This window comes from Proteus vulgaris (assembly GCF_011045815.1).
GTDB lineage: Bacteria > Pseudomonadota > Gammaproteobacteria > Enterobacterales > Enterobacteriaceae > Proteus > Proteus vulgaris_B.
Genome location: NZ_CP047344.1, coordinates 2890780 through 2910830, shown reverse-complemented (window position 1 = coordinate 2910830; position 20051 = coordinate 2890780). Strand labels below are relative to the sequence as shown.

General features: G+C 32.6%; 21 protein-coding genes and 1 tRNA gene. 10 read left to right on the top strand and 12 right to left on the bottom strand.

All coding sequences use genetic code 11. The features are described from left to right. Window positions 1–172 precede the first annotated feature (172 nt). Window positions 173–246: transfer RNA gene (locus GTH24_RS13815), tRNA-Gly, on the top strand. A 10-nt stretch (window positions 247–256) separates the two neighbouring features. On the opposite strand, the gene GTH24_RS13810 is transcribed toward GTH24_RS13815, so the two are convergent. Together GTH24_RS13810 and GTH24_RS13805 are read right to left on the bottom strand one after the other, a co-directional pair. Continuing rightward, window positions 257–550, bottom strand: a complete 294-nt coding sequence (locus tag GTH24_RS13810; RefSeq protein ID WP_072069222.1) for a hypothetical protein — start codon at window positions 548–550, stop codon at window positions 257–259. Between the two features lie 3 nt (window positions 551–553). Continuing rightward, window positions 554–1144, bottom strand: coding sequence for a hypothetical protein (locus tag GTH24_RS13805; RefSeq protein ID WP_072069221.1), 591 nt, complete (start codon window positions 1142–1144; stop codon window positions 554–556). A gap of 465 nt (window positions 1145–1609) precedes the next feature. On the opposite strand from GTH24_RS13805, the gene GTH24_RS13800 reads away from it, so the two are divergent. Next, window positions 1610–3160: a methyl-accepting chemotaxis protein gene (locus GTH24_RS13800; RefSeq protein ID WP_072069220.1), complete on the top strand. Its 1551-nt coding sequence runs from the start codon at window positions 1610–1612 to the stop codon at window positions 3158–3160. Between the two features lie 408 nt (window positions 3161–3568). Here the strand turns inward: GTH24_RS13800 and GTH24_RS13795 are convergent, their stop codons facing one another. From GTH24_RS13795 to GTH24_RS13785, 3 genes are all read right to left on the bottom strand, one after another. Then, window positions 3569–3772, bottom strand: coding sequence for a hypothetical protein (locus GTH24_RS13795; RefSeq protein ID WP_115350648.1), 204 nt, complete (start codon window positions 3770–3772; stop codon window positions 3569–3571). Between the two features lie 296 nt (window positions 3773–4068). Continuing rightward, window positions 4069–4278: a sigma-S stabilization anti-adapter protein IraP gene (locus tag GTH24_RS13790; protein ID WP_072069219.1), complete on the bottom strand. Its 210-nt coding sequence runs from the start codon at window positions 4276–4278 to the stop codon at window positions 4069–4071. 520 nt (window positions 4279–4798) lie between these two features. Further along, window positions 4799–5347 carry an NADPH-dependent FMN reductase gene (locus tag GTH24_RS13785; protein ID WP_072069218.1) on the bottom strand — a complete coding sequence of 183 codons (549 nt, stop codon included), beginning with the start codon at window positions 5345–5347 and terminating at the stop codon, window positions 4799–4801. Between the two features lie 441 nt (window positions 5348–5788). On the opposite strand from GTH24_RS13785, the gene GTH24_RS13780 reads away from it, so the two are divergent. Both GTH24_RS13780 and GTH24_RS13775 read left to right on the top strand, forming a co-directional pair. Beyond that, entirely contained in the window at window positions 5789–6286 is a 498-nt protein-coding gene (locus GTH24_RS13780; protein ID WP_231619267.1) for a hypothetical protein, read from the top strand. A gap of 5 nt (window positions 6287–6291) precedes the next feature. Beyond that, window positions 6292–9108: a sugar transporter gene (locus GTH24_RS13775; RefSeq protein WP_164526533.1), complete on the top strand. Its 2817-nt coding sequence runs from the start codon at window positions 6292–6294 to the stop codon at window positions 9106–9108. A gap of 58 nt (window positions 9109–9166) precedes the next feature. Here GTH24_RS13775 and GTH24_RS13770 read toward each other — a convergent pair whose 3' ends face one another. Both GTH24_RS13770 and GTH24_RS13765 read right to left on the bottom strand, forming a co-directional pair. Further along, entirely contained in the window at window positions 9167–10027 is an 861-nt protein-coding gene (locus GTH24_RS13770) for a T3SS regulon anti-activator ExsD domain-containing protein (RefSeq protein ID WP_241253965.1), read from the bottom strand. Window positions 10028–10111: 84 nt separating this feature from the next. Beyond that, a complete protein-coding gene (locus GTH24_RS13765; protein ID WP_164526531.1) occupies window positions 10112–10948 on the bottom strand; it encodes a helix-turn-helix transcriptional regulator in 837 nt (278 codons plus the stop codon). A 1172-nt stretch (window positions 10949–12120) separates the two neighbouring features. Between GTH24_RS13765 and GTH24_RS13760 the strand changes: the two genes are divergently transcribed. Together GTH24_RS13760 and GTH24_RS13755 are read left to right on the top strand one after the other, a co-directional pair. Continuing rightward, entirely contained in the window at window positions 12121–12636 is a 516-nt protein-coding gene (locus GTH24_RS13760; protein ID WP_241253964.1) for a bactofilin family protein, read from the top strand. A gap of 79 nt (window positions 12637–12715) precedes the next feature. Further along, window positions 12716–13273, top strand: a complete 558-nt coding sequence (locus GTH24_RS13755) for a GNAT family N-acetyltransferase (protein ID WP_115350642.1) — start codon at window positions 12716–12718, stop codon at window positions 13271–13273. Here the strand turns inward: GTH24_RS13755 and GTH24_RS13750 are convergent. Continuing rightward, window positions 13251–13601: a nitrous oxide-stimulated promoter family protein gene (locus tag GTH24_RS13750; protein ID WP_115350641.1), complete on the bottom strand. Its 351-nt coding sequence runs from the start codon at window positions 13599–13601 to the stop codon at window positions 13251–13253. The genes GTH24_RS13755 and GTH24_RS13750 overlap by 23 nt on opposite strands. 180 nt (window positions 13602–13781) lie before the next feature. On the opposite strand from GTH24_RS13750, the gene GTH24_RS13745 reads away from it, so the two are divergent. Continuing rightward, on the top strand, window positions 13782–14027 hold the full coding sequence (locus GTH24_RS13745; RefSeq protein ID WP_164526529.1) for a DinI-like family protein: 246 nt from the start codon (window positions 13782–13784) through the stop codon (window positions 14025–14027). Window positions 14028–14146: 119 nt separating this feature from the next. Here GTH24_RS13745 and GTH24_RS13740 read toward each other — a convergent pair whose 3' ends face one another. Further along, window positions 14147–14386, bottom strand: coding sequence for a YecH family metal-binding protein (locus tag GTH24_RS13740; protein ID WP_072069209.1), 240 nt, complete (start codon window positions 14384–14386; stop codon window positions 14147–14149). Window positions 14387–14496: 110 nt separating this feature from the next. Next, window positions 14497–14712, bottom strand: coding sequence for a DUF465 domain-containing protein (locus GTH24_RS13735; RefSeq protein WP_115350639.1), 216 nt, complete (start codon window positions 14710–14712; stop codon window positions 14497–14499). A gap of 264 nt (window positions 14713–14976) precedes the next feature. Here GTH24_RS13735 and eco point away from each other — a divergent pair, with 264 nt between their 5' ends. Further along, the gene (gene eco, locus GTH24_RS13730; protein ID WP_072069208.1) at window positions 14977–15456 is read left to right on the top strand and encodes a serine protease inhibitor ecotin; all 480 of its coding nucleotides are present in this window, start codon (window positions 14977–14979) and stop codon (window positions 15454–15456) included. An 87-nt stretch (window positions 15457–15543) separates the two neighbouring features. Here eco and GTH24_RS13725 read toward each other — a convergent pair whose 3' ends face one another. Continuing rightward, entirely contained in the window at window positions 15544–15981 is a 438-nt protein-coding gene (locus tag GTH24_RS13725) for a universal stress protein (protein ID WP_023581562.1), read from the bottom strand. Between the two features lie 535 nt (window positions 15982–16516). On the opposite strand from GTH24_RS13725, the gene GTH24_RS13720 reads away from it, so the two are divergent. Further along, window positions 16517–17431, top strand: coding sequence for a cation diffusion facilitator family transporter (locus GTH24_RS13720; RefSeq protein ID WP_072069343.1), 915 nt, complete (start codon window positions 16517–16519; stop codon window positions 17429–17431). Window positions 17432–17507: 76 nt separating this feature from the next. On the opposite strand, the gene ghrB is transcribed toward GTH24_RS13720, so the two are convergent. Then, entirely contained in the window at window positions 17508–18467 is a 960-nt protein-coding gene (gene ghrB / locus GTH24_RS13715) for a glyoxylate/hydroxypyruvate reductase GhrB (RefSeq protein ID WP_164526528.1), read from the bottom strand. Window positions 18468–19028: 561 nt separating this feature from the next. On the opposite strand from ghrB, the gene galE reads away from it, so the two are divergent. Next, a complete protein-coding gene (galE, locus tag GTH24_RS13710) occupies window positions 19029–20045 on the top strand; it encodes a UDP-glucose 4-epimerase GalE (protein ID WP_072069206.1) in 1017 nt (338 codons plus the stop codon). The last annotated feature ends 6 nt before the right edge of the window (window positions 20046–20051 follow it).

Here is a 20051-nt window from a genome sequence, read left to right as displayed (position 1 = left end):
TTTAAGTAAATCATTTATTTAGCAAAAAATAAGTTATTGATAAAGCCACTGAAAGGTGGCTTTTTTACTTTTAATAACAAAACATTATATTTTTTATGATGACAAAATAATCATTTGAATAAGAAGGGGATTGCTGTTCAATAAAGGGGGCGTATAATCAGCAAAATCAAGTGCGGGCGTAGTTCAATGGTAGAACGAGAGCTTCCCAAGCTCTATACGAGGGTTCGATTCCCTTCGCCCGCTCCAAATATCATAATTAAAAATCAAAATCTGATGCTTGAGCTTCATTATAAAGCTGTTTTAATAATGTGTAGCCCGCATCATACTCAGAAATCGCAAAGAAAAAAATCCGACCATCAGTTTGTTCTATATTTAGCCTATAAACACTTATTTCTTGATTGTAATCAAATGCATAGTTTAGATTTATATTTCTTCCTTGGTGATGTGATTTAACCGTATCATCATCTGAAATATAGCGCCATTGTATTTCTTTATTTTGGGTTTCGGTAATCAGTTGTTTTACAAAATTCACAATAGGAAATGGTAACATAAATTAACTCTCTGATTTTTTGAATGTATATTTTGATTCAAAGCTATGTTTTGTTTCTAGTATTGCCTCTTGGATCTCTCTAATTTGAGCATTTCCTAAAGGGTTTGATGCATTAGTATGCCGAGTTGCTATTATTTTCTTTTCTAAGCTATTAAGTCGTTCTTTTTCATTTTGAAAATGTTGCAAATCGTTATCTGTCATAAAATGATTTGCAAGGCTGATATGTAACTTTTTTGCAATAGTAAAGTTAGCAACTAATAAAGGATACTTTTTTGCAGCAAGATCATTTAAGCATGAATCATAATATGAAGCACATTCATGAGCAAAGCTTAGTCCTGTTGAATCTTTAAATCGTGTTAAATTAAATAAAGATTGTTCTTTAATACTTTTCGTGATCTTAATGTTATAGAAAATTTCCATAATCGAGATAATTAAAGCAATAATGGTGGCTACAGATGCATAATATGAAAATATTAGCATATTTTTATTTATATCGATGATTTTATCTTGAAAATAAAAACACAAAAAAATAATTAATAAACAAATAAATATATAAAAAATTCTAATTTTATTATCTTTAAATTTATTATACATAAAGATCTCTTCATAGAGTACATTGGCTTAGTCATTATCTATTTTTTTGTTTACGGGTCAAGGCAAACTAGACTAAAATTACTCTTAAGTAATTGTTATTAAATCATTAAATTAGTAGGGTGATTAAACGATAATATTTATACTTATATGAATACATTACAATAAGCTATAGATTGGCTTTTTATTTTTAACATAGTTAATAAATATTAACACTCATTACTTTTTTTAAAATTGATGTTTTTTAACTTATTGATTTTAATATATATATATTCGTTTCTTAGAATTACAAAAAAATGATACATAAGTAACATTTTTGCTTACCTTAACTAACCCTTTTTATGTATAGAAAATAAAAAATCAATTTATAAAAAAAATTAGTAAAAAATTAAAATAAATTGAAAAAGTGTCGATAAGAGTACATTACGCCCTATTGGGATTACTTTATCTTGCTAGTTGAGAAATTCGATGCAGAAACTTCGTAACATTACTATTCGTATGATGATGATAGTAATACTGGGTGCTTTATGTGTGTTATTTGGCGGTGTGAGTCTTTATAGCGCATGGTCACTATCACAAATATCTGAAGGCAATCAGGCTGATAATCAAATAATAAAGCAAATGGCCGCACTTAGTCAGGGAAATGACCAATACTTTCGTTTTACTTCACGGCTTAATCGTTTGGTAGAACAAAAAGCAGAGGGTAAAGAAGTTGACTTTGCACAAGCTCAAATCGCAATGGAGAACATGGAAAAACAGATCGAATATATGAAATCGGTTTCTCCAGGGCCTATGGATGCAAATATCTCTCAAGAATTGATGGAGATTTGGTTAGCTCTTTTTGAACAAGGAGTTAGAAAACAAATGGCACTCGCATTAAATGGCACTATTGAAGAATATGAGCAACATGCTAGAAATGTCACTCCTGCATTAAGTCGCGAATTTGGTGACATTACTGAAAAATTTAATCAAATTGCAAATATAAAAATTGATAGAACGATAGAAGAGGTTGATGAACTTATTGAAATAACTCAAGTTGTTATTTTTATTAGCGCAATTTTAGGTGGGATTATTCTTATTCTCACCGACCGTTACTTGGTGTCTATGTTACAAAAACCATTAGAAAGTATTCGCCAGCATTTTGTAAAAATTACAGGGGGTGATCTTAGTCAACCACTAGAGCATTTTGGTAATAACTGTGCAGGGCGATTAATACCATTATTAAATGGAATGCAAAATAGCTTACATGAGGCAGTGAGCACTATCCGTCAGGGAAGTGACAGCATTTATCGAGGTGCATCTGAAATTGCGAAAGGGAATAATGATTTGGCATCTCGTACTGAAGAACAAGCGACGGCATTAGAGCAAACAGCCGCAAGTATGGAAGAAATTACCGCTGCGGTTAATCAAAATATGGAGCATGCTTACCAAGCAAGAGAATTAGCTGAAGTGGCGTCAGTCACTGTTGAAAAAGGTAATGAGTTAGCTGAATCTGTCGTCACAACGATGGATGGGATCTCTGATAGTTCAAGCAAAATTGCTGATATTATTAATGTTATCAATAATATAGCGTTTCAAACAAATATACTTGCACTAAATGCATCGGTAGAAGCGGCTAGGGCTGGCGCTCATGGTCGAGGTTTTATGGTAGTGGCAAATGAAGTGCGCAATTTAGCGGGAGATAGCGCAAAAGCCGCTAAAGAGATTGAAGTACTTATTGCTGACTCAACGACACGAGTGAAAAAAGGTGCCTGTTTAGTGAGTGATATGGAAAAAACAATGGAAGATATTTTGACAGGAGTAAAACAGGTCACTTCAATAATGAAAGAAATCACTATTGCATCAGAGGAACAAAGTAAAGGTATTGGTCAAGTAAGTGTTGCTATTACTCAAATGGACAGTGTGACGCAACAAAATGCCTCTTTGGTTGAACAGGTCTCAGCAGCGGCCATTTCATTAGAAAGACAGACCGAAGAATTACAATTATCAGTACAAAAATTCAATCTTGTGCATCATTAATATCGAGATACTTCCATAAGTCATGTGTCTAAGGTGGTAAGTTTTTACTCGTTAGACGCATAGATAAAATAAAAAAGATATATATAATTCTATATTTATTCAATATTGATAAAATATTTACTCAATCAGTTAACCAATCATTGACTAAGTATCAATATGATAATAATTTTTCTAAATCCATTTAAAAAATAAAAAAATTTTATAAAAAGCAGACTATTTATAAAGAGTAAACTCATTTATTTTATTTTTAATAGATTGTAGAATATTTTCTATTTTGTTTCTTATAGTCAATCAATCATTGATTATGTTTTCTTTAAGATGATTTTAATTTTCTAAAGGCGCTAATATAATTTACCTCAAGATAAATAATAATAAAAAGAGGTGTGTGGATGATATAGCGCCAGATTTTTAGATCATTTTTTTTATATATTGTTCTGTTTTGCTTATAACATCTTTGTATTGAGGATGATTAATGTAGGCATCATTGACGGTTTTGTTTATATCTTGAATTGCGACTTCTTTTTGTTTGTCTGTTAAAGTCAATAACAATGCTTTTAATACTACTTTTAATGCTGCGATTTCATACTCTATATTGACAACTTTTTTTTCCATATGCCCCTCAAAAACAATGCTACATTACTGTGTGATTAATTATTTTTTATATTAATTAATTGTTTAAGTAAAACCAAGGAAAAAATAAATCAGCCAAAAGGAGCAATAGTTTTATGATGATTTTATTGAAAAATAAAATTGGGAATATTTGAGCTAGGAAATAATAACTTAATGAATTTCACTTAAGGTTGCATTAATGGGAAGAAATTAATGCATATCCTATATAACAAAAGAAGTAGGATGCAATATGCACCCTATAATATTTTGGTAAACATAAATTTGAATAACTTTCTTCACTAAGCTTGAGTGAGTTTTTTTACATATTGCTCTGTTAAGTTAATAACTTCATTAAGCTGAGGATATCGATTTGATGTGTCTTCAATTACAATAGATATATTGCCTAGCATATCTCTTCTTTGTTTATCACTTAGCGTGGAAAGTAAAGATTTGATAACAATTTTCAGTGCCGCAATTTCGCACTCAATTTCTTTTAAATTTTTATCCATGATTTACCTGCCAGTATTTAATGGATGGGTAATATAGGTAATTTTTTTGTTTATCACAATTATTGAAGTATATTATTTAGAGATGTATCGCACATTATGCCTAATATTCTAATCTAATATAAAATATTAGAAATAATTACTAATTTCTAAATTCTACCAATAAATATTGATATAGCTTTATTGATACTTTCCAACTTTTAGGTGACTGAGCGATGTGGTGCATTTTGATCTTGTATCTGTTTTTATTTAAAACACTTAATTTTTGCTTATATAATAAGCATTTTCATTATAATTGTAATACGCATCTTTTAAAGATGGTCTAAATTAGTCTTAATGTATTGTTTAATATTTAAATGAGGAGTTATATTATTCAGTGTTATTCAGCAAATATTAAAACTTTTATCAGCAGCGATTTATTATTAGATGAAAAACAGAATACTTTATTTTTTTGATAGTCAAAAAATGAAAATAAAAAAAGAGCCATGTATTAAAAACACAAAGCTCTTTTTAGCGGTATAGATTATTGATTATTTTGTTTTACAAAAGCGACATAAGCATCAACCCAATTTTGCATAAAACGTGCTGTTTTTTCAGAAAATTCTCCATCTTCGACCATTCCATCATACCACTTCAGGTAACACTCAGGCTGATTTAAGGTCGGCATATTTAAGAAAGATAACGAGTTACGTAGATGCTGTTGTGCTATAGCTGTACTAATATTACCGATTGAAACCCCGATAATACCAGCAGGAATTTTATCCCAAGCATTCATTCCATAGGGGCGGGATGCTTGGTCTAGCGCATTTTTGAGGACGCCAGGAATAGAACGATTATATTCTGGAGTGACAAAAATAATGCCTTGGCACTCTTTTACACGTTGCTTGAAACTGATAACAGTAGGAGGTGTATCATTATCATCATCTTGGTTATAGAGAGGAAGGTTACTGATATCGATAAATTCGTAAGTAAACTCTTTAGGGAATAACTTAACTAATGCATTTGCGGTTTGTTTGTTATACGACTCTTTTCTTAAACTACCGACAACAATACCTATTTTAAAATGATTCATCTTACTTCTCCTATATTGAAGGATAGAAAAAATATCAGTGACAATATCTAATACTCATTTCTTGATTTTATCTTAGTCGTTAAAGAACGAAAACAAAATATAAGCTTAATTATCACACGTAAATGGTGTAAATAAATGATAAAATTAGTATTATTATTTTTATTATTATCTGGTATTATTTTACTGAAATAAAAAACAACCATTTTATATGACAACATTTTTACTAAATAAATCCGATATTCAAAAAATGACATCTTTAGTGTGATGTAGGTAGTGTTTCAAGAAAAAATAAATGAAATGATAGGAGCACTCATTGCAACCTTGAGTGTTAGCCTATTTATTTAGTATGCAGTAGGTAATAGAAAATTATAATAAAATGGCTTAAAATGCGACAACTCATATGCTCTTATTTTTAAGTCTGATCGGGATTAAGGAAAAATGATGTCCTTATTACAAAATAAAAAGAATGTCCTTGCTGTATTTATAACAACCAGCATTCTCGCTTTATCTGGGTGTGTTTGGTCAGATCAAACACGTCCAGTTGAGACGCCAGCACCGGTGCAAGCTCAAGCAACACAGCCCGTTGCTATGACTCAGCCAGTAGCAACAGCACAACCGATTTCTATGACACCTACAGCAGGATCTGTTGACAGTGGTGTAGATGCAAGAAAATTAGGATTAGCACCGCAAAGCGCTTGTATTAAACAACTTGATTCTCTAAAAACTTTTTCTCCATCGGACTATCAATCTATGATGAGTTCATTTAAAGAAATTAGTGAAATTAATGCGATGTACCGTAGTGTTCAAGACACGGCAAGTAAAGATAGCTTAGATTTACTAAAAATGAGTATTGAATCAAAAACAGAAGTTTTGTGTGCAAAAGTTCGCTATCTGTCGATTATGTCTGTTAATTCGACATTGAAAAAACTAGGTGAATAATTACTATGAAATTAAAGCAGAGTGTTTGTCTCGCTTTTATGCTGTTTCCAACACTGTCGTTTGCCAATAATGAGTTTAATTCTGTTATTGAAGATTTTGACCGTTATTTTGAAACGCAAGAGCCAATTAAAATTGAGCCTAAAACATCTGCTACAATTTCATCGTCAACGAGAACCGGTCAGGCTAATCGTGGAGTAAACCGCACAACAACGGTATCTCAACAAAACAAGCCAGAGCAACGAGTTAAGCCTTCTGTACAAATAAAAAAAGATAATCAGGTGGTCGAGTCAATAGAGACACCTGATATCACACTGGCTGAAAATTGCCCAGTATTACCTGCGGATTATTCTAAATTTAAGAGTGATAATACTCGCTATTTGACTCCCTTACTTTCATTTGTTCCGATTAAACCTCAGTTTACACCTGAAGATCTTAATCGATATCAGTATAGAAATAATGCTACGGTCTATAACCCGTTAGCGCTTTATTCGAAAGAAAACTATTCAAAACCTCAACAAAATGAAAATTTCTTATTAGATATTATTCCAGGCACATTTTATTCTGTGACTGCAATTCCTTTCCATTTTGCATATCAATTTAATCGCTCAGTGCTTGATCATAAACAACCTCTTTTTAATAAAATGTTGTTGAATCGTTTAGCCGACACAAGAAATAAATATCAAACTCTGTATCAGAAATATACAGAGCAAACAGTAGCGTTAAAGGAACATTTAGAAAAACTTCAAAAAGCGAATAATCAAATTAAGCAATTGGAACTATCGCTGGCTGAAACAGAAGAAAAATTAGCGACTGCAAATAACTTACTCAATGATGATACATTGAAACAAGCTGTTGCCAAGCTACAAACAGACCTGGAAGAAACAAAAGAAGAACGTGATTTATTAATTAAGCAATTAGCGGATAAAGAAAATGTGTTAAGTGCAACAACTGCAAAAAACACAGAACTAGCAAAACAACAACAAGATTTTGAAAAACAATCAGAAACACTTAAAAATTTAGAAGTAAAGTTTACTCAACTTGAGCAAGAAAAAGAGCAATTACAATCCCAGTATTTGCAGGCTCAAGCACTACTGAAAGATGATAGTGCTAAAAAAGAAATTGATAAGTTACAAAACTCACTTGAGAGTACGAAAGCCGAACAAGAAAAACTGTTAAGTCAATTAAATGAAAAACAAACATTATTGACTAAAGTCGAGCAAGAAAAAGAAAATATTCAGGCTCAATATGCACAGGCTGAACAATTACTCCAAGGTAGTCGTGAGCAAAAAGAACAAGAGTTAGCCAAGCTAGAAGCTGTAAAAAATAAAGAAATAGCAGTATTGGAAAAATCGTTATCGACAATAACCAATGAACAAACTAATTTGGCCAAGCAACTGGCTGATGTACATAGCCAATTAGCAACTATCAAAAAAGAAAAAGAAGATATTCAATCCCAGTTTGTGCAGGCACAACTATTATTACAAGATAACACTGCGAAAAAAGAGATAGAGAAACTACAAAGTACATTATTGAAAATCACATCAGAACGTGAAGATTTATCTAAAGAGCTTGCATTAAAAGTAGTAGAAGCAGAAAAACAACAAGATGCTAATAACAAACTTGTTGATGAACAACGTCAAGAAATAGCACAATTAAAAATACAAGTTGAAAAAAATAACCAAGAACAAACTCAACTAAACAAGTCACTTTTAGCTGTTCAACAACAAAAAGAGCAGGCTGATGAAAAACTAAAAGCTATACCAGAATTAAAATTACAGTTAGAGAATAAAATAACAGAATTAGCTGACCTGAAAAAAAGCTTATCTGCAGGTGAGAAAGCAGTTGATAATTTAATTACAGATAAAAATAATTTAATTGCTAAATTAGAAAAAGCACAGAATGAGTTATCGGCTAAATATCAGGCATTAGACACTCAATTTAAAGAAAGTAATATTGCATTAGCACAACTAACGGTGAGCCAAACAGAAAGTGCCAAGGCTTCTGCATTATTGGAAAAGCAACTTACTGAAAAGCAAAATGTTGTTGATAAATTAAGTAATCAATTAGCTGATGTAAAAGCACAATTAGAAAAACAAAATATAGAAAGTACACAGCAAATTAGTGCGTTAAAGCAACAGCAAACAGAAGCGATTGGGCAATCAAAACAGCAAGAAAAGACATTGGCTGACACCCAAAAAGAGATGCGTGATATCACCAAACAGCTTGAAACTCAACGTGCATTAACTCAATCTTTAGAAGAAAAGAGTACGCAATTAAACGAGCAAATTAAGGCAAAAGAAGCTGAATTAGCGAAAGCTAATACTGAAACAAGCAATGTATTAAAAGAAAACAAAACGTTAAAAGAGCAGCTTGAGAAAATAGCAGGTGAAGGGCAAATGATCGCGGGGCAACTTGCTTATGCTTATTCAATTATTGGTAAAGATAATGCTCAACGCAATAAGTCTATTCTCTCTGAAATTCAAAAACAAAATTATATACAGTATGACGATAATACCTATTTTAAAATATTAAAACAGGGCAAACCTGTTGATTCAATTACAGGTAAAACGGTTATATTTACGATGCATGAAGAGTTAACCGACGGGACTGTAACGCTTAATTATGATAAAGCTAAGCCACTTACTTTACCTTATCGTCAATTACCATTACCACTGAATACCTTTATTGCTAAAGCTGGTATCAATGGTAAAGCTAAAATTTATATAAAACCAGGTGGCGGCTATGGGAAAAATGGTGTTCCTGGACAAGTACCACCGGAATCAATGTCTATCGTGACAATTGAAATTTTAGATGTTAAATAAAAATGATTAAATGATAGTATCAGCTCTTTTTTTCCGTTAAAAGAAGAGCTGGTTTTATTTATTTCCATAAAAACAGATCGTTCTTTAAGCAAAGTTCCCTTTCTAATAACCAATCTTTTAGTTTCTGACAATTTTCAGGATACTCTGGAATACTATTCAAAATCTTCCATAAAGGTTTTAATAATTCAGAATTCGGTGTCACTTCCCGTATATAATCTAGTGTATTTGTGATCTCAATATTAAAAGCAGGTTCGGTTTCCCAATGTTCTAAGAGTGACTGAATGCTTTTTTGTAATAAATCATCAATAACAATCAATCTAACATTATCTGTACTAAGTTTAATATTGATATCATCTAAAGATAAAAAAGAGTCTTTTGTATTTGATAGTTGTTTTTCTGCAAATGACTTAATGTTTTCACACTGCATAATTTGAAACTCAAGTTCTTTTTTTGTTTCATAAAGGGTGAATAATTGGGGTGTAATATGTTGAACCCACCAAACAAAAAGTGGTTTTATAATGGCTTGAATTAAGCGCATATGCTCATTGATATTAACGGTTGCTTTTAATGACTGATCCCAATCCATTACTGTAAAAGTAGAATATGACTGCGGTGTATGAAAAGAATGGGAAATCTCAATGATGTTACGAATATCCTCTTTAGTAATAGCGATAAGGCAATGTTTTTTCCGTAAAAACCAAGTAGATTGTAATAAGCTATCTAAATTTTCACGGCATAGTACGCGAGATAATATTTTTATCTGTTGCTCATTAACATTGCTTCTATTGGTATGCAAAGAAAACTGTAGGTTAAATAGCCTATCTACAGTTTTTTTATCATTGCTAACCATCATTTTTTTTAGTAACGCTAAGTAGCCATAATAATGAGGTTGGGTAGGGCATCTATTTTCTTTTATCACGATATACAACTCACTCATAAGAATAAATTCTAAGCATTCTAACGATGAATGGCTTTTTTATATTATGATAATCGACCAGATTTTTTATAATTTTAATCTAAGGTTTCTCGCTTTGCTCGGTGTCATATTGAAACGACGATGGTAGCTTTGTGTAAAGTAAGATTGACTTGAAAAACCTGATTCCATTGAGATATCAACGATACTCATCTCTGTGGTAAGTAGTAACTGATGTGCATAAATGATCCTTCTTTCGCAGATCCATGTTCTTGGTGAAGTTCCATAAACATGGTTAAAAAGCTCTTTAAATGTTGTTAACCCCATACCAAATTCACGAGCAAATTGTTTGAGCTTCCAATTTTTTAAGTGATTTTTTTCCATAAATAGTTTTAAACGATCGATTTGGCGATGACTGAGTTGGCGCAATAATGCCATTAAGTCTGAGCCTTGTTCTGTTGAAAGCAGAAGGATTAAAAGTTCTTCAATTCGTAACTGTGTAAATGTCTCAGGGCAAGAGTGAATAGTTATATACTCAAAACCATTGCTACAAAATTGTATAAGAGGCGAATTTTGAAAACAGATAAATGCGCTCGAAAAATCCTGATCTCTTTCTATTCGACTTAGAATATCATTGTATTTTGATATGAAATCTCTTAAAAAATCATCAGAGAGAGGTATGTAAATAATCTCTGTTGGCTCTGTAGCGGGTGTTTTTATTGTGTAATTACCTTGCTGTAAAAAAATAACCTGATCTTGATTAACCGTTACTGTATCTGTGCAGTTTTGTAAAATAAGTGCATTTTTTCGTATGATAAAGAGTGCTTTTTGCTCATTTTCTAGTATTTGGTATTGTGGATAAAAATAAGATTTCTTTTGAATTAAGCAATCATATTGGTTTTTATTATCACATGGTATGGTATTCATTTTTCGCCCAAAAAATCATTATATAAGTATCATTGTATTTTTATAAAAATAAAACAATAGTATTTATAAAAACACTTCTTTATTATTAAAACGCTATTAAAAGTAAAAAGAAGAATATTTTCTTTAATTTGATGTGGTTTTTTTTTAGATATTAGACATTGCATTTCTATTGCTGATTTAAGATAAGTAAGTTTGTCAATTTTAAGATGTTATTAATGAATTGCAAAAGAAAATTAAAAAAAAGAAAGATTTTATCAGTAGTAATAAAGGATACTAAGTATATTTGTGTAATAAATATTTTACACTTTGTTTTTTTATTATTAAATTTAATTGTATAACAATCAGTTGGGTTTATTGTTTCCACTTTACAGTGTAAAGAACGGTAAATGCATTTAAAATGTAACTATACTCTTTATTTTTTAATTGTGATTTATTTGATATCAGTTTGTTGATGTTATTTTAGTTTATTGAGAAATTTGTGTGTAAGAAAATTTAATACTAAAATTTAACTAATTTAATTTCATTTAATTTAAATAACCTAGAGTGATTATAACCTGTGTTTTTATAGGTTTCTATAAAATGAAAAATTTGTTTGTTCTTTATGAAGAAGAAGCAGTTTTTTCTCTCATTATTTTTTATTTATGCGACTGTAGTCTCAGAATTTTAGGAGAAATAAATAAAGTAGAGCCGTTAAGTTTAAAAATTTTTAAATAAAATTCCCAAATAAAAAGATAAGTATGTACATGTGATGTTAATTTGCATTAAAAAATATTTATCTAAAAAATTGAGGTTTTTACAAGTTGATTACATTAAGGTTGGGTTATTTAAATAAATAGCTTTATAGTTTTATTCTATTTAATGCAATTTATTTTAAGGAGCAAATCAATAAAGTAAAAGGTAATAATAGTCTTATTACTGGCATTATGCTTGGCATAAATTTATTAAAATAGTGAATGTATAAGTGTATTTATTGTCAGGGAGGTAGGGTATAGCTAATTATGGAGAATAAGCGGACACTGCGAAATATTATATTTAGTGGGATATGGATAATTTGGATTCTTGCATTAATTGCCTTTTGGCGTTCTCAAATGGCAGGAGAGTTTTTAATTATCTTAATCCTAATTTTTAGCATTATTATTCATTCCATGACTTTGAGGTTAAAAAAAACCGCTATGTTTAGTCGTAAAACTGAAACACCAAAAGTATCAGATCCTGTTACGCCAGTCATAACAGAAGAGAAAAAACCGATGCCAGAGCAGAAACTGTACACTATTATTGCGAAAGGAACGGTATTTCAAGGTGACATTAATGTCGATGGCGATATCCAAATTTGGGGTAAAGTATCGGGAAATATTAATGTCAAAGATGGTGTTATTCGTGTTATGCATGCAGGACAAGTTGAAGGTGAGTTAACGGCTCCTGATATTATTATTGATGGTTTTGTTAAAGGCATTTGCGCTGCAAACAATCTAGATATTTTAGAGCATGGGGAGTTACGTGGTACTAGTCGTTGTGGAAGTATGTCTATTAAGCGTGGTGGTATTTTTACAGGGCAATCAGAGCAAGTTGAACATCAAGCTAAATCAGTTGCTCAACAACGAGTGGTTTCAATCAAAGAAAGTGCTAATGTAAATAAAGATAAAGTAACGGCACCTGTAGAAAACCAACTAAAAGAAAATAAAAAATAAGTCTTCTTTTCTTTTCATTATTTTTTGCTTGTCCTATTTTATCGATATTACCTTAGTTTTGTATAAATAGAGAATAACGATGAATTTAGAGACTCCTAGACTACACTTACGAGAATGGCGTGAAAGTGATAAAGCGCCATTTTTTTATGAAGTTAACTCCTCATCTGAAGTAATGCGCTACTTTCCGCGTACTTTATCTCAATTAGAAAGCGATAAAATGGTTGAGACTATCCGTGAAAAATTTATTCAACAAAATGGATGGGGAATGTGGGCGGTTGAATTAAAAGAAAACCAAGAGTTTATTGGCTTTGTTGGGTTAAATATTCCAGTAGCCTCTTTACCTTTTAGTCCCTGTGTAGAGATTGGCTGGCGTATAGGACAAAAGCATTGGCGTAAGGGATATACTTATGAGGCCGCATTAGCCGTATTTAGATTTGCTTTTAAAACGTTGGAACTTGATGAAGTTGTCGCTTTTACCGCGGTTTCAAACCTTCCATCTCAAGGTGTGATGCAAAAATTAGGTATGCATCAATCTGATAACTTCTTTCATCCCGCATTAGATAAAACTCACCCTTTAGCGGAACATGTTTTATATCGATTGAAGAAATCTGACTTCACTTTTCAGTTGAACGAATAGTACGCTTTTTTTCAGGAAGCGGAGGTACCGGTTTTTTATCATCAATAAGATGACGTATTGCCAAAATTGGATGATAAATCAGCATCCGTGGACCAGCCCAACGCATGATTTGTTTCATGGTTTCTCTTTTTATAGGTTGGTAACAATGGATGGGACACTGTTTACAGGCGGGTTTATCTTCACCATAGCGACATTTATCTAATCGGTTGTAGGCGTAATCGATTAATTTTTGATAATAATCTGAGTCGGTCTCAGGGTGTGATTTTGCATAAAGAGAAACCATTTTTTGAATAGTTTCTTTTTCACGAGAAATTCTTTTTCCTGACATATCCTTCTCTCTTAGTAATATGTTGCATTTATTATGCATCTTATCATTAAGCCTATAGAGACGCTAAAAAATTATTTAATGAACTATGATGAAAAAAATTTAGTAAAAAGGCTTTTCTTTTTTCCTAGAATATAATACTGTGTTTATATACAGTTTATTTGCCTTTAAATGGTGAAACCAATGCGTGTGGAAATTTTATTTAATAAACAATCTAAGATAACCGACTCATTATTTCCGCTTTTAGAACACGAATTAAGAAAAAAGATCATTCCAGAATACCCCGATATGCAGTTTCGTATCGCCTTCAGTAGCATGAACTCAATTCAAGTTACAGGCATAAAAGATGAAACTAAGCACGAACACATTATGGAACTTATTCAAAGTGTTTGGGAAGATGATTCTTGGTTACAAACAGAAGAAGATTAAAGTTCAATAAATAAAGTCCTTACGATTGCCAGAAATAATGGTCTTTTATTTTTTAAAGTTAAAAGCACATTAACTAGAAACGGAAATCACTGGCAATCGAATTTTAAACAGTATATTTATCAATGACGACAAATCTTATTTTCACTTGTCGTAAAGCCACCTTCAGCAGGAATAAATTTTCCTTTCTTTTCTAAGAAATCAACTAATTCAGTTGCTGTCATATTTTCAGCTGAACAAGTATGAAATCGAGAGTCATTACCAAATTTCTGATGAATAGCATCAATAAGTGACGCTTTGGTAAAAGCAATGTCTGAAGAAAGGATCATTTGTAAAACTTCATGACCGTGGATTGATGACATGTTGAGCCCCTAAAGAATAAAAGATATATTAATTATGCATCTTTATGGGGTGATATCTTTGTTTTTAATCATAAAAAGCGATGACATTAATCATCGCTTTAAAAAGATCATTATTTTTCACTTCGTTGAAGTATTTTTTGCATTTCATCTTTGAGATGAAGTTTTTCTTTTTTTAGTTTGACCACTTCATCATTATAGCCTGCTCCATTAGGGCCTTCTAATTTTGCAATTTCTTGATTGAGTCGATGATGTTTATCGTAGAGAGCCTGAAAGCGAGGATCACTGTTTCTTAGTTGAGAAACAAGGGCTTGTTGATTTGAGAACATATAACCTCCTATGAAAAGAAATTGGGTCTCTATTTCAGTATAATCATAGATTGGATATCTGCATGGTGATGTATCACAAATTTACATTTCATAAAAAAACATGATTTTTCTTTTTAAAACATTCGGAATTATCCTCTCATAGTGATATTTACTAAGATGTTAGCATTCAAACACTAAAAATATTAGTATTCAGATAATGAGCAATAAAAAGATCTGACTAATTTTATTAACAGCGAAGTGTTCGCTGTAAAAATGGAGAAAGTGATGAACAAAGTAATATTATCTTTAGTTGCAGCAATGTCTTTATCTGCATGTGCTCAAGCTACCGACAGTTTAGATAAAGTTGCGCCTTATCCTAAAGCTCAAGAAAATCAAGTTCGTCATGTTATCGAGTTAGAACAAAAAGATAATGAAGGTAATTACCAAGTTGAGTTAATCGTTGGTAAAGAGCTAAAAGTAGATTGTAATCATCAGTGGTTTGGTGCTGAACTAGACGAAAAGAATTTAGAAGGTTGGGGCTATAGCTATTATGTTGTTGGTGATTTAAATGGCCCAATGTCTACTATGATGGGTTGTGCGGATAATACGAAGAAAGATGCTTTTGTTCAGGCCAATATGGGCTCTGATGCCTTCATCCGTTATAACAGCAAATTACCTATTGTTATTTATGCACCAAAAGACGTTGATGTGAAATACCGTGTTTGGTCTGCTGCTGATACTGTCCAAGATTCAGTTAAAAAATAACAGATAACTTTATTTAGGACGACTTTAGTTTACTAAAAAGCCCTTTGTTTTTGAAACAAAGGGCTTTTTCACTATTGAAGCTAAAGATTAACGGATAACTAAAACTGACATTTTTGCATGACGTACAATAGATGATGCTGTTGAACCTAATAAGTAGGATGAAACATTAGGTCGATGCGAAGCAATTGCAATTAAATCAGCATCAATGTGGCGGGCATATTCTAAAATTTCATCTTTTGCGTTACCAACACCCACATTACATATAATTTGTTCATCAGGAATTTTAGCGTCTTTGATCATTTCTTGTAATGCGACAAAAGCAAGACGAGTACGCTCTGATGAATCTTTGAATTTTTCAGGAATAGCCGCAAATTCAATACCAAAAAAAAGTTCGGCGTTAGGGATAACGGTGAGGAAGTGGATCTCAGGTTTACCCACCTTTGCAATTTGTTCAATGTGAGCGATCAGTTCCTGAGAAAGTTCATCTTCTAAAATATCAATAGGAACTAGGATTTTCTTATACATTACAAACCTCACTTAGCGTTAGTTTAAAATATTTACTATTATTACATAATAGTGAAAAATAGCTGTGATCTGTGTTTTAAATAAGAGTGAGAATGATTATTTACTGCTTTACATTATAAATCATAAAAAAGTAAATAATGGCTGAAATAATCTCAAAAAAATAATTAAAATAAGTTATACACCTTAACTTACTGACAGAAAAGCAATTAATAATATCGTATTAAAAATAAAAATTCTTTACCTTGCACTCAAAGAGAAAATGCATAAAAGAATGATTATCAATTATATTATTGTTCTGTATCTATAAGATTTTATTGGTAAAAATAAGAGACATAAAGAATTAAATATGGCATATTAATAGGTAATGACATCTCAATATGATGTCTGGACAGCAATCTTAGTCCCTAAACTGGATTGTTATTCAGAGTCGTCCTTTATCCTCACCAATGAGTTATGGAACCTGAAATAACCTATGGAACTCTATTGGGCTATTATAAATAGAGTAGGCTATTTAAAACCAAATAAGATTATTATTATGACACATAATCACATTGATGATATTGAGTTGGAGCGGACTAGTAATACGCAGTCTGAAAAGTTTAAAGCAGCTAAAAAAAGCACGCTAGTGAGCGTTTTTGTTAATATTTTCTTATCCATTTGGCAAATTACCGTAGGCTTTTTCTCACACTCTCAAGGCTTAATTGCGGATGGTATTCACTCACTTTCTGATCTTATTGCTGATTTTGTTGTTTTAATTGCTAATAAAGGCAGTCAGAAACAACCTGATGCAGATCACCCTTATGGTCATCTGCGTTATGAAAACGCAGCTTCACTTATCCTTGGAACTATTTTATTAATTGTCGGCTTAGGTATGGTGGTTTCTGCAATTCATAAAGTTTTAGATCCTTCAACTATTCCTGAAGTTCATCGCGTTGCATTGTATGTTGCTTTATTAGCATTAGCAGCTAAAGAAGGGCTCTTTCGTTATATGCTTGGTGTCGCTAAAAGAGTGGATTCTAATATGCTAGTTGCGAATGCATGGCATGCGCGCTCAGATGCAGCCTCTTCACTAGTTGTTGCTATTGGTATTCTTGGTAGTCTTGCTGGATTTAAGTTCTTCGATCCTCTTGCTGCATTAATTGTAGGTTTATTTGTTGGTCGTATGGGATGGCGTTTTACTTATCAAGCTTTGCAAGATTTAATGGACAGAGGGGCAGACGAAGAAACCTTGGAAGAAATTAAACAGAAGCTGATTACAACTCCAGGTGTGCAAGGTGTGCATGATTTAAAAACCCGCCGTTCAGGTGATTATTTATTGGTAGATGTACATCTTGAAATAAAAGGGGATCTCACTGTTAGTGAAAGCCATGAGATTGTCGTCAGTGCTCGCAATAATGTTTTACAAAATAAGCAGATATTAAGTGTGATGGCACACGTAGATCCCGCCTAAATTAAAAATAGAATAAAAAGGTAATGGTTGATTTCCATTACCTTTTTTTGTTCCTCAAAAAGATCTATTTACTACTTTAGAAATTAACGCAATTTTCTTTTACGTTATCACTCAATGCCGCAATCAGATTATCTACCGCGCATTCAGCCATTGCGTAGCGAGTTTCTTTTGTCGCAGATCCAATATGTGGGACGGCAACTACATTTTTCATGCTCAATAAAGGTGATGACGGCGACAGTGGCTCTGTTTCAAAAACATCAAGTCCAGCACCTGCAATATCTTTTTGTTCTAGCGCATTAATTAATGCTTTTTCATCAACGACAGCCCCTCTACCTGCATTAATTAAATAAGCGTCGGGTTTCATCATTGAAAACTGATTTTTGCTTATTAAATGATGTGTTTCTGGTGTTAATGGTAAGGTGATACACACAAAATCAGATTGCTGTAGTAGCATATCTAAATCACAATACTTAGCATCAAAACGGTCATTTACATCAGTATATTCTGTCCGTGAGTGATAAAGAATATTCATATTAAAACCAAAATAGGCGCGTTGTGCTAATGCTTTGCCAATTCGGCCCATACCAAGAATACCCATGGTTTTATGATGAACATCAGTACCGTACCAATCAGGTGTGATACCTTTAACCCATAAGCCTTGTTTAATATTATCTGCAAGCTCAGGGATACGTCTTGATACAGCAAGCACTAATGCCATCATAGTGTCAGCAACGGTGTCTGTTAATACAGTTGGCGTGTGCATTAGCTTTATATTACGCTTAGTGAGTGCATTAACATCGACATTATCATAGCCAACCGAAACTGTTGAAACAGCTTTTAAATGAGGAGCGTGGTCTATAAAGTTTTTATCAATATTGCCTCCAGCGCCGAGTAATCCAGAAGCATTGGCAAGTGCCGAACAAAAATCATTCGAGTCTAAAGAGAGCGTGTCAAATTGTTTGATATCAGCAAAACTAGATAATTTTTTGTACAGTGCTTCGGGAAGGCTTTGGTAGAGCAAGACAGTCGGTTTCATTATGTTCTCCATTTAATACTCGTCATACTTCAAACCACAGCGTTTATTCGCACTAGTCACATACTTGTTGTGTATGCTCCTAGCGACTCATTCACTTGTCGCCTAGTTGTGATTTGAATTATTTAGAGTATTTATGCAATAAAGCACTTATAAAATTGTATCTATTCAATTAAAGCACCTTATGAACTGTAAGTATTTATTAAGGGGATCCTTACTCCGCTTAAACATATTAGCGGGGAACTTAATAAGGTATGATAAAACGTATTGAATGTCAGTTTTATCATGTAATTAACTGATTAATTTGGATGTAATCGTTTACTTTGGGTGGATGTTTCTTTTAGTGGCAAAGAGATAGGATGTATTATGTGTTTTATTAACGTACTGTAATGCAATTCTAAATTAAGTTTTTTATAAAATATTAGTGAGCACGAAAAGAGTGTAAACGTTTACACTAAATGTCGGTTTGATCACGAAATTATTTTGTTGATCTTGTTAAACTCTGTGTCAGTGAACAGAAACCGACTTGCTCTTTTCCGTTGAATTGAATCAAAAGAGGTGAATGTGGAAATATTAGTGACAGGTGGTATGGGATATATTGGTAGTCATACTTGCGTTCAAATGATCGAAGCTGGTATGACCCCAATTATTTTAGATAACCTTAGCAATGCGAATGAAGAAGTGCTTAACCGCGTTGAAGCATTAACCGGTAAACGCCCACTGTTCTACAACGGTGATATTCGTAATGATCAATTATTAGCATCAATTTTTGCTAAACATACAATTCAATCTGTTATTCATTTTGCGGGATTGAAAGCAGTAGGTGAATCTGTTCAAAAGCCGATTGAATATTATGACAACAATGTTAATGGTACATTGGTGTTAGTGCGCTGTATGCGAGATGCTGGTGTTAAAAGTATTATTTTTAGCTCGTCAGCGACGGTTTATGGAGACCCTCAATCTGTACCGATTAGTGAAGACTCACCTGTTGGTGGTACAACCAATCCTTATGGCACCAGTAAATATATGGTTGAGCGTATTTTATCTGATTTATATGTTGCTGATGAAAGCTGGTCTATCAGTTTACTACGCTACTTTAATCCTGTTGGTGCCCATCCATCGGGCACGATGGGAGAAGATCCTAAAGGTATTCCAAACAATTTAACGCCATATATTTCTCAAGTCGCCATTGGTCGTCGTGAACACGTTGCTGTGTTTGGTAATGATTACCCAACAAAAGACGGTACAGGCGTTCGTGATTACATTCATGTTATGGATCTGGCGGATGGCCATATCGCTGCGTTAAATGCATTAGGTAAAAAAGCAGGTCTACATATTTATAATTTAGGAACGGGTAACGGCACGAGCGTGATTGAAATGATTGAAGCATTTCGTAAAGCCAGTGGTAAACCGATCCCTTATCAACTACAGGCTCGCCGCCCTGGTGATATCGCTGAATGTTGGTCAAGCCCCGCAAAAGCAGAGAAAGATTTGCATTGGAAAGCCATTCGTTCAATTGATGATATGGCTGCTGATGCTTGGCGTTGGCAGTCACAAAACCCAAATGGTTATCTGAAATAAGATTTA